At 43.4% G+C, this 14,207-nt stretch carries 16 protein-coding genes and 1 tRNA gene; 7 read left to right on the forward strand and 10 right to left on the reverse strand.

Annotation, left to right across the window (positions count from 1 at the left end; translation table 11 throughout):
- Nucleotides 1-38: 38 nt before the first annotated feature.
- From ACP5L5_RS04460 to hmgA, 4 genes are all read right to left on the reverse strand, one after another.
- Complete coding sequence (locus ACP5L5_RS04460) at nt 39-305, reverse strand: hypothetical protein (protein ID WP_013605651.1); 267 nt, start codon at nt 303-305, stop codon at nt 39-41.
- Nucleotides 306-449: 144 nt separating this feature from the next.
- On the reverse strand, nt 450-1,061 hold the full coding sequence (locus ACP5L5_RS04465) for a cysteine hydrolase family protein (RefSeq protein WP_013605650.1): 612 nt from the start codon (nt 1,059-1,061) through the stop codon (nt 450-452).
- A gap of 71 nt (nt 1,062-1,132) precedes the next feature.
- Nucleotides 1,133-1,552: a hypothetical protein gene (locus ACP5L5_RS04470; RefSeq protein ID WP_052298559.1), complete on the reverse strand. Its 420-nt coding sequence runs from the start codon at nt 1,550-1,552 to the stop codon at nt 1,133-1,135.
- Between the two features lie 108 nt (nt 1,553-1,660).
- Nucleotides 1,661-2,911, reverse strand: a complete 1,251-nt coding sequence (gene hmgA / locus ACP5L5_RS04475) for a hydroxymethylglutaryl-CoA reductase (NADPH) (protein WP_428761949.1) — start codon at nt 2,909-2,911, stop codon at nt 1,661-1,663.
- 54 nt (nt 2,912-2,965) lie between these two features.
- Here hmgA and ACP5L5_RS04480 point away from each other — a divergent pair, with 54 nt between their 5' ends.
- Nucleotides 2,966-4,123: a thiolase C-terminal domain-containing protein gene (locus tag ACP5L5_RS04480; protein WP_428761951.1), complete on the forward strand. Its 1,158-nt coding sequence runs from the start codon at nt 2,966-2,968 to the stop codon at nt 4,121-4,123.
- A 1-nt stretch (nt 4,124) separates the two neighbouring features.
- Nucleotides 4,125-4,535: a Zn-ribbon domain-containing OB-fold protein gene (locus ACP5L5_RS04485; protein WP_428761953.1), complete on the forward strand. Its 411-nt coding sequence runs from the start codon at nt 4,125-4,127 to the stop codon at nt 4,533-4,535.
- Here the strand turns inward: ACP5L5_RS04485 and ACP5L5_RS04490 are convergent.
- The 3 genes from ACP5L5_RS04490 to ACP5L5_RS04500 are packed head-to-tail and all read right to left on the reverse strand — an operon-like array spanning nt 4,522 to nt 7,668.
- The gene (locus ACP5L5_RS04490; RefSeq protein ID WP_428761954.1) at nt 4,522-5,025 is read right to left on the reverse strand and encodes a hypothetical protein; all 504 of its coding nucleotides are present in this window, start codon (nt 5,023-5,025) and stop codon (nt 4,522-4,524) included. The two genes, ACP5L5_RS04485 and ACP5L5_RS04490, sit on opposite strands and share 14 nt — an antisense overlap.
- Nucleotides 4,994-5,863: an ATPase domain-containing protein gene (locus tag ACP5L5_RS04495; protein WP_013605645.1), complete on the reverse strand. Its 870-nt coding sequence runs from the start codon at nt 5,861-5,863 to the stop codon at nt 4,994-4,996. The genes ACP5L5_RS04490 and ACP5L5_RS04495 overlap by 32 nt, the downstream gene beginning before the upstream one ends.
- A gap of 53 nt (nt 5,864-5,916) precedes the next feature.
- Complete coding sequence (locus ACP5L5_RS04500; protein ID WP_428761956.1) at nt 5,917-7,668, reverse strand: acyl-CoA synthetase; 1,752 nt, start codon at nt 7,666-7,668, stop codon at nt 5,917-5,919.
- Nucleotides 7,669-7,797: 129 nt separating this feature from the next.
- Here ACP5L5_RS04500 and ACP5L5_RS04505 point away from each other — a divergent pair, with 129 nt between their 5' ends.
- Nucleotides 7,798-8,313: a hypothetical protein gene (locus ACP5L5_RS04505; protein ID WP_273301915.1), complete on the forward strand. Its 516-nt coding sequence runs from the start codon at nt 7,798-7,800 to the stop codon at nt 8,311-8,313.
- Nucleotides 8,314-8,461: 148 nt separating this feature from the next.
- Here the strand turns inward: ACP5L5_RS04505 and ACP5L5_RS04510 are convergent, their stop codons facing one another.
- The gene (locus tag ACP5L5_RS04510) at nt 8,462-9,379 is read right to left on the reverse strand and encodes an EamA family transporter (protein WP_428761958.1); all 918 of its coding nucleotides are present in this window, start codon (nt 9,377-9,379) and stop codon (nt 8,462-8,464) included.
- A 28-nt stretch (nt 9,380-9,407) separates the two neighbouring features.
- Between ACP5L5_RS04510 and ACP5L5_RS04515 the strand changes: the two genes are divergently transcribed.
- On the forward strand, nt 9,408-11,300 hold the full coding sequence (locus tag ACP5L5_RS04515; RefSeq protein WP_428761960.1) for a glycoside hydrolase family 15 protein: 1,893 nt from the start codon (nt 9,408-9,410) through the stop codon (nt 11,298-11,300).
- Here the strand turns inward: ACP5L5_RS04515 and ACP5L5_RS04520 are convergent.
- Together ACP5L5_RS04520 and ACP5L5_RS04525 are read right to left on the reverse strand one after the other, a co-directional pair.
- Entirely contained in the window at nt 11,287-13,218 is a 1,932-nt protein-coding gene (locus ACP5L5_RS04520; RefSeq protein ID WP_048057320.1) for a beta-CASP ribonuclease aCPSF1, read from the reverse strand. The genes ACP5L5_RS04515 and ACP5L5_RS04520 overlap by 14 nt on opposite strands.
- A 194-nt stretch (nt 13,219-13,412) precedes the next feature.
- Nucleotides 13,413-13,565 carry a hypothetical protein gene (locus tag ACP5L5_RS04525; RefSeq protein WP_428761963.1) on the reverse strand — a complete coding sequence of 51 codons (153 nt, stop codon included), beginning with the start codon at nt 13,563-13,565 and terminating at the stop codon, nt 13,413-13,415.
- Nucleotides 13,566-13,591: 26 nt separating this feature from the next.
- Here ACP5L5_RS04525 and ACP5L5_RS04530 point away from each other — a divergent pair, with 26 nt between their 5' ends.
- The 3 genes from ACP5L5_RS04530 (at nt 13,592) to ACP5L5_RS04540 (ending at nt 14,077) form a co-directional block, all read left to right on the forward strand.
- The gene (locus ACP5L5_RS04530; protein WP_428761964.1) at nt 13,592-13,741 is read left to right on the forward strand and encodes a dienelactone hydrolase family protein; all 150 of its coding nucleotides are present in this window, start codon (nt 13,592-13,594) and stop codon (nt 13,739-13,741) included.
- Nucleotides 13,742-13,746: 5 nt separating this feature from the next.
- Nucleotides 13,747-13,878, forward strand: coding sequence for a hypothetical protein (locus ACP5L5_RS04535; protein WP_428761966.1), 132 nt, complete (start codon nt 13,747-13,749; stop codon nt 13,876-13,878).
- Between the two features lie 77 nt (nt 13,879-13,955).
- Nucleotides 13,956-14,077 (forward strand) — tRNA-Pro (locus ACP5L5_RS04540).
- Nucleotides 14,078-14,207: the final 130 nt, after the last annotated feature.

Below are 14,207 nucleotides of genomic sequence, written 5' to 3' on the forward strand. Positions count from 1 at the left end.
ACTAATTACTTACCGTTTTAAAGAACTTTCACACTATTTTAATCCCTGATATAGTTCTTAGCCGTATTTTCAATGCTCTGCCACACCATATCAAAGCAACCAATATACATCAGCCTAGGTACATCACTATCCAAGGACTTATTAACACAGTCAACAAAGTCAGGTAAAACAGCATTTATGGCCTCATGGACAATCTTCATCCTATCACCAAAATCAATCCTTCTCAGAGAATCAATCCAGTGAGAATCACTATGAAGCAATACTTTGACCAGGTCTTCAATCCTAACATCAAAGTCTTGACCCATTAATTTTTCTATTCTTAACCAATATTTAAATTTTTCTCAAAGTGTAATACATAATATGTAATCATAAAATCAAAGTGAATTACCATCACAAAAACAATCATATTAAAGCTATTTGAGAAAGTTAGGATTAGAGGGATGCATAATCTATGCAAATCTAATTCCATCAACCTTAGTGAGTATGCCCCTATATAGAAATGAGACCTGCCTAAGGGCAGCGTAATAATCGAATTCATCTAATGCGGATATTCCATCAATTGGTACAACGACATTATACCAATTAAGTGCAGCACTACCTGCAGTGTGTAGTACGCATATATTGGCCACAGTACCGACTATTACTAGGTTCATTGCATGAACTACATGCCTAAGCACATAGTCAAGGTCAGTACCGAAGAACGCATCATACCTGCGCTTCCTTATTATGATATCATCAGGCACGGGTTTAAGTTCATCCACAATTTCCGCGCCCCACGTACCCATGACGCAGTGCTCACCCCAAATCCTAAACTCTGGGTCATTCTTAAAGTGCCAATCCTGTGTGTATATTATTGGTACGTTAGAATCTCTAGCCTTCATAAGTAGCTTCCTTATTGCTGGTATTGTAGCCTGCGCAGTTGGTACGTATAACTTACCGTTCGGCTTTACGAAGTCATTCTGCATGTCAACAACGATCACGGCAGTATTTGACGCAGTTAATGTAACCTCCTCCTTAATCTCCATCTCAGGTATTTTTACACTACCCACTATCCTCGTCATTCAAAATAGGATTGGATGAATACCCTTAATATATTTGAGGCGGCAATTTTTACCTAAATAATTTAATTATTTTAAATCATCCTTTGAACCTTAAGCATGAACTGCTTAATCTTTGACATCACATTCTCAACGTGCCAAACAGGGTTAACAAAAACCATCAACCAACCCTTAGAACCCATTTCGAAGAAGGCAATTTTGAAGTTTGAGAAGCGAATAATGAGGTATTGATATGGACCGAGGAGGTCATCATTGATTTTAGAGGTATGATCGACGAACTCTATGAGGGAGAGGAGGTTTTTAAGGGATTTAACGGTGAGGGTGTTTGGGATGTGATAAATAAGTGGGATGCCATTTGAATCAATGATAGCGGCGCCAATAATTACTTCACCGTCTATCAACTCACTAAGCATTATCCGCTTAAGCTCGGTTTGAAGCGTCTTCTCAACGACCTTTTTATCGGGAGAAACATAAATTACCAAACTAATCCCCAAAGTAACTTATTAAATGCAACTCTTTATAAGCCTTATCATTTCAATTTATGTACTATAGAGAGTACGTAGGAATATGTAGACAAACATATATTTATAACATTTAGATTCTCATACACTATTCCTCTTACCAGCCCTACCAAGCATTTCATGAGCCCTTGCAAGCTCATCCCTCGCTAAGGCAAGAATCAAGTTAACCTCACCAGAAAGTACGGCAGCAGCCACTATCTCAGCAAACCTCAATGCATTAATTCCAGGTGGGTTACCCGAACCATATACACCAAGCATTTGAAGAGTTTCTCTCTGTGTTGGCAGTCCGGTGCCACCGCCAACAGTACCAACCTCAAGGCTTGGCAATGTTACTGATACATATAGGTCACCATTGTCGAGAGGCTCTATCCAAGTGATACCCATGCTAGATTCAACAACCTGAGCAACATCCTGCCCAGTGGCTATGAATATTGCCGCAATTATATTAGCGAAATGAGCATTAAATCCATAGGAATGAGCCAATGCTGAACCGAGTAAGTTCTTCCTATTATTGACCTCGGCAACGTCCTCAGCAGTGACGCCCCACTTCTCAAGGGTACTCCTTGGTATTACCGTCTCACTAATCACGGTCTTACCCCTACCAAGCAGGAAATTCACGGCATTTGCCTTCTTATCAACACACATATTACCACTGAGTGCAACTAAGCGAGCCCTTGGGAAGTTACTGAGTATGTGTTTAATGGCTTTGTCTGTGGCTATGGTCACCATATTCATACCCATAGCATCGCTAGTTGTGAACTTAAACCTAAGCCAAACATTATTACCAACAATGAATGGTTGAATACTAACAAGCTTTGCATGCCTGCTGGTTGATTCAGCCACGCCCTTTATTTCATTGAAGTGTTCATTAATCCAATTAACCAGTTCAACAGCATCAATGACGCTCGGTACTGCTATGACAGGTGCTCTCGTCATGCCATCATTAATGACCTTACTCCTTGCGCCACCAGCCTCAGTAACTATCTTAGTGCCCCTATTTACAGAGGCTACTAGGGCGCCCTCGGTTGTTGCCAAAGGTATGTAGTAAAGCCCATTGGCGTAATCACCAATCACACGTAAAGGACCAGCAATACCTACAGGAATTTGGGCAGCCCCTATTGTATTCTCAATATTCTTACCAACTACTGTGTTGAAATCAATTACTGTTTTGCCAAGACTCTCAAGGCTCACACCAATCCTTGTCTCAATATACCTCCTCCTAACCTCGGTTGCCTTGTTCGAATCATTAAAGAACTTATCTAATTCATGAAGCTTCAATTCGCCATTATCAATTCTTGTAAATAAATCCTCAAGGCTTGTCTCCTCAACCATTAAATGACTATATTCAGGGAATATTTAAAAACTTCACATTTATGGCAACTGTTGGTGTTTAATACGACAGAAGTATACATCGTAGCCCACTCCCTAGTACCAGGAAGTAGGCACTATGAGAAGGGGCTTAAGGAATTATTTGCCGAAGCCTTCCTGAAGGTCCTTGACCAGGTTGGTAATGCAAACCTTGGAGCAATATACGTAGCCAATGCCTTCTCTGAGGTACTTCAGGACCAGAGTGTTTTGGGCGCATATTTAATGGACTACGTTGGCTTAAGGAGGATACCCGCAATTAGGATCGAGAGTGGAGATGGATCGAGCGGTATCGCAGTTCTAGAGGCCTATAACATGGTTAAGGCGGGTATTTATGACTGTGTGGCGGTTGTCGGCGTTGAGAAGATGCATGATGTAATTAACGTGAAGCTGAATAAGGCTTTATCAACAATCACTGATTATGAGTATGAGGGCTTCTTTGGGGTAACACCCGCGGCCCAGGCGGCTATGGCTATGAAGGAGTACATGATTAAGTATGGGTATGATTATGAGGACTTGGCAATATGGCCAATAAAAATGCACGAGAGAGGTAGTAAGAACCCACTTGCCTATATGAAGAAACAGGCAACGCTTAAGGACGTTCTTGAATCAGAGGTTGTTGCTGATCCATTGAGGCTTTATGACGTGGCGCCTGCGGTTGATGGTTCAGCCGCGGTTGTTCTATGCAATAAGCCGTTAAAGAGTGATGCTGTGATAAGGATTGATGGGATAGGTGTTGGTGCCTACGGAACATACACAGGCCAGAGAGACTCACTCACTGAGTTGTACTCTGTTAGGGATGCTGCAAATATGGCCCTTAGGATGGCGCATGCCTCAATAAGCGATGTAAGTCTTGCCGAGGTTCATGATACGTATAGTATACTTGGCATGTTGGCGTTGGAATCAATGGGACTGGTAAGGCCTGGTGAAACACCGAGGCTATTATCTGCGGGTACATTAGATGTTGGTAATAAACTAGTTATTAATGCCAGTGGTGGGCTTAAGTCCATGGGATTCCCAGGTGGTGCCTCGGGAATGTATGAGTTGGCCTTAATGGTTATGGAGCTCATGAACGTAAAGCCCTTTGAGTCGCTGGGCAGGGCTGAGCTGGGTATTGTTCAGGATATGGCTGGCTTCGATTTGGTATCGACATCAATAGTACTCAGGAGGGTGGGCTGACATGGTCGACCAGAGATTATCCATACCAAGGTACTGGAGGAGGATGTCCCAGTACTATAGGCTTGAGGGTGTTCAATGCGTTAAGTGCGGCCGTGTATACTTCCCACCAAGGGCAGTATGTGAGTGCGGTTCCAGGGAGTTTAAGCCGTACCCATTACCAAGCACTGGTAAACTTATCAACTTCACAGTACTTTATTCAGTACCTGTTGAGTTTGAGAAGATGAAACCATTGATAGTGGGTATTGTGGATCTAGGTGGTGTCAAGGTTATTGGGCAGATAGTGGATTGCATGGATCCTGACAAGCTGAACCCAGGTATTGATGTTGAGGTTGTGTTTAGGATGGTGAAGATGGATGGTACCTATGGATTAATTAATTACGGTTATAAGTTCAGACCCATTAATAGTTGCTAGTCCTTCTCATTATTAAAACCCTTGCAGTAAATGCCCTCTTGATCCAATCACATACATCCCTATCATTATTACCTAGGCATAATGCATACGACCTAATTATGAAGGCTAGATCGGCCAGAAAGGCCGCTGTTACATAGTCCTGGGCCCTTAATGCGCGGGTCATATTTTCAATAATCAATGAATAGGTTACGCCTGGATCATTTGGATCATCACCAATGCCAATCAAGTAATCCCTACTCACCTTTAACTCGCCTCTAATGAGCTTAACATATTGATAATACGATAGCGCAGCTGATAGGGTATTTCCAGGGTCATTACCATTAACAACATCTAGATATGGCCTAGCAGCATCTCCGCATATTTTAAGGTCAGTCACCACATCATCCTTACTATCATTACCTATTAAGGTCCATAAAAACCTCTCCATAGCCCTAATTAACCTGTCGCTACAGCTCTCACTACTCCTCGCTTGATTCTTGTTTACCTCCATACTGATCAAACCACTTCCTCAATTCCTCAATACTAGGCTCTATAAGTGTTAATCCATTTTCAGGCTCAATTTCATACTTCATGGCCTTCCTATAGTGATTTGTTAACCTAGCCTTCTTAATGATGAGCCAACGTTCAATCTCCTTCTTCTTCTCGGGCTGCTCAATCCACATGTGGATTATGGCATCCGCAATATGCTCAGCACCGAACCCAAAGGTCATTCCGGTGGTTGGAGCGAATTGATTGGTCATTATCACCGTGACATTAGAGCGATATAGTCTCTGCCTAAGCCTATATGTTATTAACCTAGCCATTGCAGGCGCGTGGGCCCACATGGGAGCCAGGGAGTCAATGATTACTAATACATCCTTTGTAACCTTACCCTCCTCACTCACCCCAAGTGTCTCGTAAGCCTTCTCAATGCTGGCCATAACCACCTCCATACTCAATGGCGACTTAGCCCTCGACTTACCCTCCTCCTCACTAGCCCTGAGTAACTCACGGTATTGCCTAGCTAGGCCGAATAGATCAATAACAACTAGGTTCGTCTTCATGTCCTTGACCTTACCAGCGAGGACATCAGCTAGACTCACAGCGTCTGACAGGTCAATATTGAATTGCTTCGCTTGTCTAACAACATCGAAGAACTTGGTCTCAGTGCTTACGTAGACCACTGGCATAGCGTCCACATTGGCTCCAGCGGCTTGTATCGTGAGTATTGACTTACCAACACCAGGCTCACCAGTTATTAACAGCCAATTACCTCTTGGAACACCACCAAGCATTGCATAATCAAGCCAGTCTACCCCAAGGCTAATCCTCCTTATTGTGCTGGACATTAGGAAAATAATATAATGTAATTTTAAAAATCATTTTAAATTAATAATGTGTATTACACCTTCAATTGCTTTATATCGGGGAAGTCATCCTCAAAGTACTCATTCTCACTTCTAACACCCTTATTCCTCTTTTCACGTTCAATACCCCTAAGCTCAACACGCCTAATCTTACCGCTAATTGTCTTGGGTAACTCGGACACGAACTCAATAGCCCTGGGTCTCTTGTATGGGGCTATGTTGAGCCTTATGAACTTAAAGATATCGTAAGCCAAGTCCTTACTTGGCTTATAGCCTGGCTTCAGGACTATATATGCCTTCGGTATGAAGCCCCTTATTGGGTCAGGGCTTGGTACAACGGCGGCCTCGGCAACGGCTGGATGCTTCAATAAGTCGCTCTCAAGTTCGAATGGGCTAATCCTATAGTCACTTGACTTGAAGACGTCATCTGCACGGCCAACGAAGTATAAGTAGCCCTCCTCATCCATGAAGGCCACATCGCCCGTGAAGTACAAGCCAAGCCTAAATACCTCCTTATTCTTATTCTCATCATCATAACCAATCATTAGGCCAATGGGTCTTGGGCTTGTCCTAACCGTTATGTGCCCATCCTTATTAACGCTGACTGGGTTTCCATCCTCATCAACGAGGACTATATCATAGCCGGGGGCCGGCTTACCCATTGAGCCCAGTTTAATCTTCATGCCTGGGAAGTTACCAACCATTAGCGTGGTCTCTGTCTGTCCATAACCATCACGTATGTACTTACCAGTTGCCTTATAAACACGCTCAATAACCTCTGGATTGAGGGGTTCGCCGGCGCTCACGAAGCTCTTAATCTTCTCAAGGTTATACTTTGTTAGATCCTCGAGAATTATCATACGCCAGACAGTTGGTGGCGCACATAGTGTGTCAATACCGTAACTCTCAAGTATCTTTAGGTGATTAGCCGCACTAAACCTACCACTATAGTCATAAACCACGGTAGTGGCGCCAGCATTGAAGGCCGCGAAGAATGTTGACCAAGCCCACTTAGCCCAACCTGGGCTTGATATGTTCATATGCTTATAACCCGGCTTAGCACCAACCCAGTACATGGTTGTTAGATGGCCAATTGGGTAGCTTGACTGTGTATGCATGACCATCTTGGGTTTAGCGGTGGTACCTGATGTGAAGTAAACCAGGAGTAAATCATCTGACTTGGTCTTAACTCCCTGGAAGTTCTCTGACCTGCCACTGATTAATTCATAGTAATCAAGCCATCCAGGCCCTGGCTTACCAAGGGTTATGAAGTACTTAACGCCGAGCTTCTCGAGATTGCCCTTAATCTGGTCAATCCTACTAACCACCTCTGGATCTGCAATAATGGCCTTGAAGTGAGCTCTTGATGCCCTATCCTCAATATCCGACGGTAGTAATAGGGTGGTTGCCGGTGAAATTACAGCACCTGTTTTCATGAGAGCTAGGAATGATTCGAAGAGCTCAGGCTTATTATTTAGCATAACCATGATTACATCCCCACGGCCGATACCAAGGTCCGAAAGTGCGTTGGCTAATTTATTGGATCGAGCCCTAAGTTCATGGTAGCTGAGAATCCTTGAATCACCTGACTTGAATAACTCATCATTTATGTAAATAAGGGCTGGATTTGTGGAGGTCTCCGCTAGGTACTTATCGAAGTAATCCACAGCCCAGTTAAACTCACCAGGTGGTGGCCACCTGAAGTTTGACCTAGCCTCTTCATAACTACCCGCGTTTAATAGTAGGTTTCTTTGTTTCAGGAACTCATTAAATGTAGAGCTGCTCATATCTTCACATGACTATACTGATTAATAGTTTTATAAATTTTATCTTACTGATATATTTTAAGGTTTTACTATGGATATAAGTAAATATAAGGTAATATTTAAAAATATGCCCTACTGAAGCATATCAATATGGTTTCCGTGGCGCAGACAGCTCTGAATACTCTGTTCTGGGAAGCCGCGGTCATGCTCCTCGTAATAGGCTTTGTTAATATGGGTGTGGGTAAGAATGAGCCGCGGGATTTCGGTATCGTGCTTCTCTCAGGTGCTTTAATGGAGACAATAGCCATGGCCTTTGTGATAATGGAAGGCGATGTATTCGGCGCAACGGTAGCCGCCGCATTCGTACTACTGCTATGGATGCTGGGTATCGGTCTAATCGTAGGTAAGAACTTAATGGCCATGAACCACGCCCTCTGGTTCACTGGCATATTCTTCGCGTTAATAACGGCGGAACTTATTATGTTAAGGGCTGTGATGCTATCATTCGCTATCGGCCTATTACCTATAATAACAATATTACTTGCGGCTGCCCATTACATGAATAAACCAGTAATAGGCAAGGTGGCTGGCGTAATATCAATTATTGATGGCTTCGCATTCTTTATACTAGCCTTTGCAGGTGCGGTTGGTATTGTACTACCATAATGCGACATACCTTGGGTTAAAATCATAATTTATTTCTTTATTCATTTACAATCGAATTATTTATTCATCAGCTCGTCTCTTCCTAAATCATCGTTCATCCATATCATCGACCCATCATCACCAGAACTAAATACCGCAGTTGGGTATTTTAAACCTGCACGCCGATTAATGTGGCTATTACTATGCCTATAATGACTATTGCAAATCCTAGTGATGATTTTAAATTCAGTCTCTCCTTAAGCTTAACTATTGCTAGGATCTCGGTGATTACGGGTGATAATGCCGTTATTAGTGTTGGTACGGCAATCCCTGCATAATCCACTGATAAGACGTAGAGTGGGCCACCAATGCCATAACTAATTAATCCGCCGAGGAAAACCTTACTACTGACCCTAATTCTGAAGCCCTCAATGGTTATTTTCAGTAGTAATGCACCGATCATTAGGGTAATGCCCCTAATCAATATTATGCCCCAGGGGTTCGTATAGTCATAGGCCCTATAAAGGGCTAGGAAGGAGAAGGCGTAGAGTATGGCTGAGAGTAATGACATGAAGTATCCATAAAATGTGCCCTTGCCAGAACCCATTATTAGGTATAAACCAATCATTATCAATATGGCAGGCCACGTGTAGACTAGGTATGATGGACTAATCACGAGTAGGATTATTGGTAACATAACTACGTAGGCATACGATATCACATTGGCAATACCAACATCAGCATATCTAAGTGAAATTAGGAATACGTATGTGCCAAACACGGGCCCGAGCACGGCGAAGAGCGTTCCATAAAGCCACGCACCACCATTTAATGGTGGTTTAAGTAATATGAAGGGCATAGCCAGTATGAAGGCGCCTAGGGAGTTTGATATTAAGTCGTCGAGGGCGCTATCCGTTGCACCGACCCTATAGAGTATTGGCGATATTGCCCAGGTAAATGACGCGATCACAGCTAATACAATACCAAGTAGGTACGCCAGCATATTTCTTTCTTCATTTAACGTGAGTCTCAGCATTAAAAATAATACGCCTAATGATGTAATTAACGTGAGTTGTAAGTAAAGCATTAAAGTGCTTCGTGTGGTTAGTTAATTAATGATTAGGAAAACAATATTCCTGATCATTGGAGCAGTATTATTGATAATCGGCATATCAATAATAATTCTCTCATTAACTCAAGAACAAAGTACTGTTCAAATGCCAATAAATACATCATCACCAGCGTACCTACTACTTAGTAATTGGAGGAACCTGAGCATATACATATCCACGGAATATCCAATACCAAGCCCAGTACTGAATGGGGAGTCCTCAAGACCGCCATCAATCCTACAGATATTCTATGGCCAATACGGATTACTCAGTATAAACGTCACAATCATGGGTCTAGGAAACACAAGCAAGGCTTACCTTGAACTTAATAATACTGTGATTATTAAGGGAAGTAATGGTGAGGTATCAATATTCATACCGCCTAATTACACTACCGTAGTCATGATAAGTAAATCAAATGCGTCACTTACCATTAATGTATTCATGCCAAGGACGTACAACTACCAGGTAATTAATAGTACATACTTAGTAATTAAGTCACCACTGCAACTCAGTATATACTCAAACAGGGGGATTGATGTTGAGAGCGTGAGTGGGTGGACTGTACTTAGTATTCATGGTAATTACACATACGTTGCGCTGAACCTGGGTAGCACCAGTACTATGCCAATTAGTGAGCTAATGAGTATTAACAATAATGAGGTGAGTAATTGGTTAGGCCTGGCCAGGAGACCGAGGTTAAGCGGTGCATTACTTACTGAGTACTACCTCAGTCTACTCCTTATTATGGATGATCAAAACCCAGTTACTGGGGAGTTCATTGCATCGCCGGAACCCGTCTATTTCTATACCTGGGTTAGGGACTCATCATTTGCAGCAATGGCGCTTCAAACGGCTGGTTATTACGAACAAGCAATGAAGTACTGGCTATGGATGTGCAGTGCACAGAACGTAAGTGGTACTTGGTACACACGGTATAATTTCTGGACTGGGGCTCCAGATGAGACCTTCGGAATACCTGAGTATGATAGTATTGGCTTGTTCCAAATCGGTGTTTGGCAGTACTATGTTTATACCCATAATAAGACGTTCCTAATGGAGGTAATGCCCTGCATAAATAAGTCATTGAATTGGGAATTAGAGGGTATTAATGAGAATAATGGTTTAATACCACAGGACCTAAGCATATGGGAGAGTAACTACGCCTATAACTTCTGGACCCAGGCAATTGATGACCTAGGTCTATACGCCGCAGCGCAGGTATATAGGGCATTGGGTCTAAACAATACCGAAATACTGAGGATTGCTAATGAATTAAACGCCACCATACAAAAATACTTCTACTCAAAGAACTTCTATTCCCAAGCTCTTACTAAGACGGTGATATACACAGGTAGTGGTTCTCAGGTTACTTACGCACCTAATGGAATACCCGACTCATCAGTAATACTCCCGATAGCCATGGGATTGATAAATCCACGCAGCGCCAGGGCAGTAAGTACTGTTAATACCGTAATACGTGTGTTGATGGTTAATGGCGGATTGGCCAGGTTTCCAGGTGATGATTATCACTATGACTCAAGCCTGTATGATAGTACTGCGCCGGATCCTCCATGGTTGATAACCACATTATTCCTGGCAATGTATTACGAGGAGGTTGGTAATCACACGGGTGCGTTGAACATACTTACTTGGTGTATTAAGCATTCACAGTATGGTTTATTGCCTGAGGCTATTGACCCAAGGCTTGGTTATCCGCTGCCGACGACATCGCCATTAACGTGGTCCGCGGCAATGTATGTAATCACAGCCCTTAATTATAAACCACCGCAAAAACCCACTGTTGCGGTTCTAGTCCTGATTGCTATTGTCGTGGTGATATTGGCGATAGTAATGTTTATTGTTTATGGAAGGACTAGCCCTAGACAAGCCTAATGGTCTCCCCATTATTCATGAACACCGTTGGCATCTTCAACTGAAGTTCAAGTGCCAGTGCTAGGTTCATTATTTTGGCTGGTTCGCCATGAACAAGCATTACCTTATGTGGCTTAGGTTCCATATTCCTAACATAATTAAATAATTGTCTCCTATCACTATGTCCCGAGAACCCTGGTATTGAATCAACCTTCATCTTAATATCAAGCGTAACTCTATCTGAGTAATACCTAACTGTCAATTTCCTCTCACCCTGTTGAATTCTCCTACCAATCGTATTCTCGGCCTGGTAAGAAACAAATAGTAACATGTTTCTCTCGTCCTCGGCCGCATGCACGAAGTAATCCATTATTGGGCCTCCATTGAGCATGCCATGCGGAGCCAGTATCACGGCTGGTGGTCCCTGTAGTATCTCCATGACCTGCTCCTTACGCTTCTCAGGATCCCTAGCCCTTTCGATTGGCTTAACATACTCACTGAGGAATGGATTCACGCCATCATAAATCAACTCCCTAAGGGTCCTATTGAGGTAGTCAGGGAACATTAAGTGTACGTTTAGTGTCTCGAGGACCATGCCGTCAACGTAAATGGGCACCTTAGACAATTGCTTATTATTAATGGCCTCATTAAGCACCAGGAGTATTTCCTGGGCCCTACCCGTACTGAATACGGGGATTAACACCTTACCATCATGCTCAACAGTGTGCTTAACCAACTCAACAAGCTTCTGTTCGCTCTCCTGCCTTGGTGGTTGAATATCCTCCTTACCACCATACGTACTCTCCATGATGAGCAACTCAGCCCTCTTGAACTTATTATGGGCTGGGTTCAAAAGCCTGGTTGGGCCATACTTCATGTCACCCGTATAAATAATGTTGTAAAGGCCATTACCAATGTGTAGGTGAACCACAGCCGAACCAACCTCATGCCCTGCATCGAAGAGCATTAATTTCGTGTCTGGTGATATATCCGTTGGATGGTCAGCATAGTTAAGGGTTATTGTGTGGTAGAGGGCTTGGGCGAGGTCCTGCCTACTGTACGGTGGAACCCTACCCTCAGACTCTGCCTGTTCGATATAGTCTGTGAGTAGTACCTCCATTAGGTACTTCGTTGGCTCGGTCATGTAGACGGGGCCCTTATAACCATACTTGAATAAGTATGGCACAAAGCCAATGTGGTCCATGTGTGCGTGGGTAATAACAATAGCGTCCAGGGTATCCAGGTCAAGCTCATCAAGCAGTGGTGCCTCGTCGCCGGAGCTTGAGGGTTTAACACCGCAGTCCAGGAGTATTGAGCTTTCCTTTGTCCTAATCAATATGGCGCTCCTACCAACCTCCATCTGGGCTCCAAGACCGGTTACTGTTATCCTAGCGTCCTTATACACGGGTTCCCTATGGATCCTCATTCCAAGTCTCCTGAGGAACTCAAGTCTATCCTTAGCCGTGGCCAATTGTATCTGCTTAACAGCGTCGATATCCGACCTAGGCAGTCCAGCACCCATCTCTAGTGCAGTGGCTATTATCCAAGGCTTCCAACCAGTCTCAGCCAAAATCTCCTTCTCCAACTTACTCCTCTCCCTGACGGGCTTCTTTAGGTAAACATAGACCTCACCAGTCGGTTCATCAACCACTATGTCATCAATTATGTTTGAGCCAACGCTCTTAGTTACCATGTCCGTTATGACCCTCTTCAACTTATCAACCTCCCTAATCCTAACCTTAGGATCACCCCTAATGATTATGTACTTCTTCAACTCCTTAGCCAGGGTCTTTATGTACTCGCTGTGCTCCATTACATAACTCGGGTTCATTACGTAGATAATGACGTTGGGTCCCTCGAAATCAACCCTAGAAAACTTGGCTTCGGGCGGTAAAATCTCCATAATCTTCTTCTCCATCTCCTCCTTTAAGGATGCCATACTTAAAACCTCAAGAACCAAGGATCGATTACCGCAGACACTTAAAAAATTATCTCTAAAGAAGCATGGGAAATAACAAGGCCTATTCTGAAAAATCCGATAACGAAAACCTAATAAGGCCACAAATAATGCCTAAAGACATTGCCAAGGGAAGAGCAAAAAGAAGATTTTTCTGGCCCGTGGGTTTGGGTGGGTTATTCGTCGAGGCACTTTAGGTTTTGTATTGCCTTTGTTATCCTTTCCTTCCTCCTCTCGTCACTCGCCTCATTAAGCCACTTGCTTAGTTTTTGGCAGACTGGCTCCTTGAGTGGGCTGTCCATCACGTTGGCGTGAGTTATTGAGACCACGTAATATCCCCTCTCGACGTATATTGATGGGTGGAGACCGATCCAGGTTTGAAATGGCTTTCTACCCAGGCACGTACCATGCCTTCGCCACGGAAGGCGGGCCGGTATACAATGAGGCAGCCGCAAAGGATGTCTGGGATAGGACTGTAAACTTCTTCAGGAAGTACCTGGGATGATGGACATGGATGACGAGGAGAAGCAGAAATGGACTGGAAATACGGTAACCGACTGCTTCCTAACATGGGTAGAAATACTAGAACAAAGAGAAAAGAAGGATAAACCCAATACTAAGGAGAACAACACCAACAAGTAATGACCTAAGATGATTAAAACGTCATCATGAAGATACCATTAGCAAAAACTTAAAAACACGAGCGAAAAAATCGAATTGGGGCCGTAGTCTAGCCTGGCTAGGATGCTCGGCTTGGGCAGCCACCGCAGGCAACAGTGCAAAAGGCCTGCGGGCTTGAGATCCCGAGTGATCCCGGGTTCAAATCCCGGCGGCCCCACCACTCATCATATTTTTCACGCTTGTTTATTCCTGTTTTATGCCTTGATTAATGGTTATAATTAAGGAGAGCTATCTAGCCCTTTCCATGGTTATTAATGGCATTAGTCGACCAACTTTAAATTAAATACTCA

It is taken from the genome of Vulcanisaeta sp. (genome assembly GCF_049966235.1).
GTDB lineage: Archaea > Thermoproteota > Thermoprotei > Thermoproteales > Thermocladiaceae > Vulcanisaeta > Vulcanisaeta moutnovskia.

What these genes read in the sequence shown, in the direction of transcription:
- ACP5L5_RS04460 (WP_013605651.1), bottom strand. Translation starts at nt 305, where the DNA reads ATGGGTCAAGACTTTGATGTTAGGATTGAAGACCTGGTCAAAGTATTG.
- ACP5L5_RS04465 (WP_013605650.1), bottom strand. Translation starts at nt 1,061, where the DNA reads ATGACGAGGATAGTGGGTAGTGTAAAAATACCTGAGATGGAGATTAAG.
- ACP5L5_RS04530 (WP_428761964.1), top strand. Translation starts at nt 13,592, where the DNA reads ATGGGTGGAGACCGATCCAGGTTTGAAATGGCTTTCTACCCAGGCACG.
- hmgA (WP_428761949.1), bottom strand. Translation starts at nt 2,911, where the DNA reads ATGGTTGAGGAGACAAGCCTTGAGGATTTATTTACAAGAATTGATAAT.
- ACP5L5_RS04515 (WP_428761960.1), top strand. Translation starts at nt 9,408, where the DNA reads ATGATTAGGAAAACAATATTCCTGATCATTGGAGCAGTATTATTGATA.
- ACP5L5_RS04495 (WP_013605645.1), bottom strand. Translation starts at nt 5,863, where the DNA reads ATGTCCAGCACAATAAGGAGGATTAGCCTTGGGGTAGACTGGCTTGAT.
- ACP5L5_RS04505 (WP_273301915.1), top strand. Translation starts at nt 7,798, where the DNA reads ATGGTTTCCGTGGCGCAGACAGCTCTGAATACTCTGTTCTGGGAAGCC.
- ACP5L5_RS04490 (WP_428761954.1), bottom strand. Translation starts at nt 5,025, where the DNA reads ATGGAGGTAAACAAGAATCAAGCGAGGAGTAGTGAGAGCTGTAGCGAC.
- ACP5L5_RS04485 (WP_428761953.1), top strand. Translation starts at nt 4,125, where the DNA reads ATGGTCGACCAGAGATTATCCATACCAAGGTACTGGAGGAGGATGTCC.
- ACP5L5_RS04535 (WP_428761966.1), top strand. Translation starts at nt 13,747, where the DNA reads ATGGATGACGAGGAGAAGCAGAAATGGACTGGAAATACGGTAACCGAC.
- ACP5L5_RS04520 (WP_048057320.1), bottom strand. Translation starts at nt 13,218, where the DNA reads ATGGCATCCTTAAAGGAGGAGATGGAGAAGAAGATTATGGAGATTTTA.
- ACP5L5_RS04500 (WP_428761956.1), bottom strand. Translation starts at nt 7,668, where the DNA reads ATGAGCAGCTCTACATTTAATGAGTTCCTGAAACAAAGAAACCTACTA.
- ACP5L5_RS04510 (WP_428761958.1), bottom strand. Translation starts at nt 9,379, where the DNA reads ATGCTTTACTTACAACTCACGTTAATTACATCATTAGGCGTATTATTT.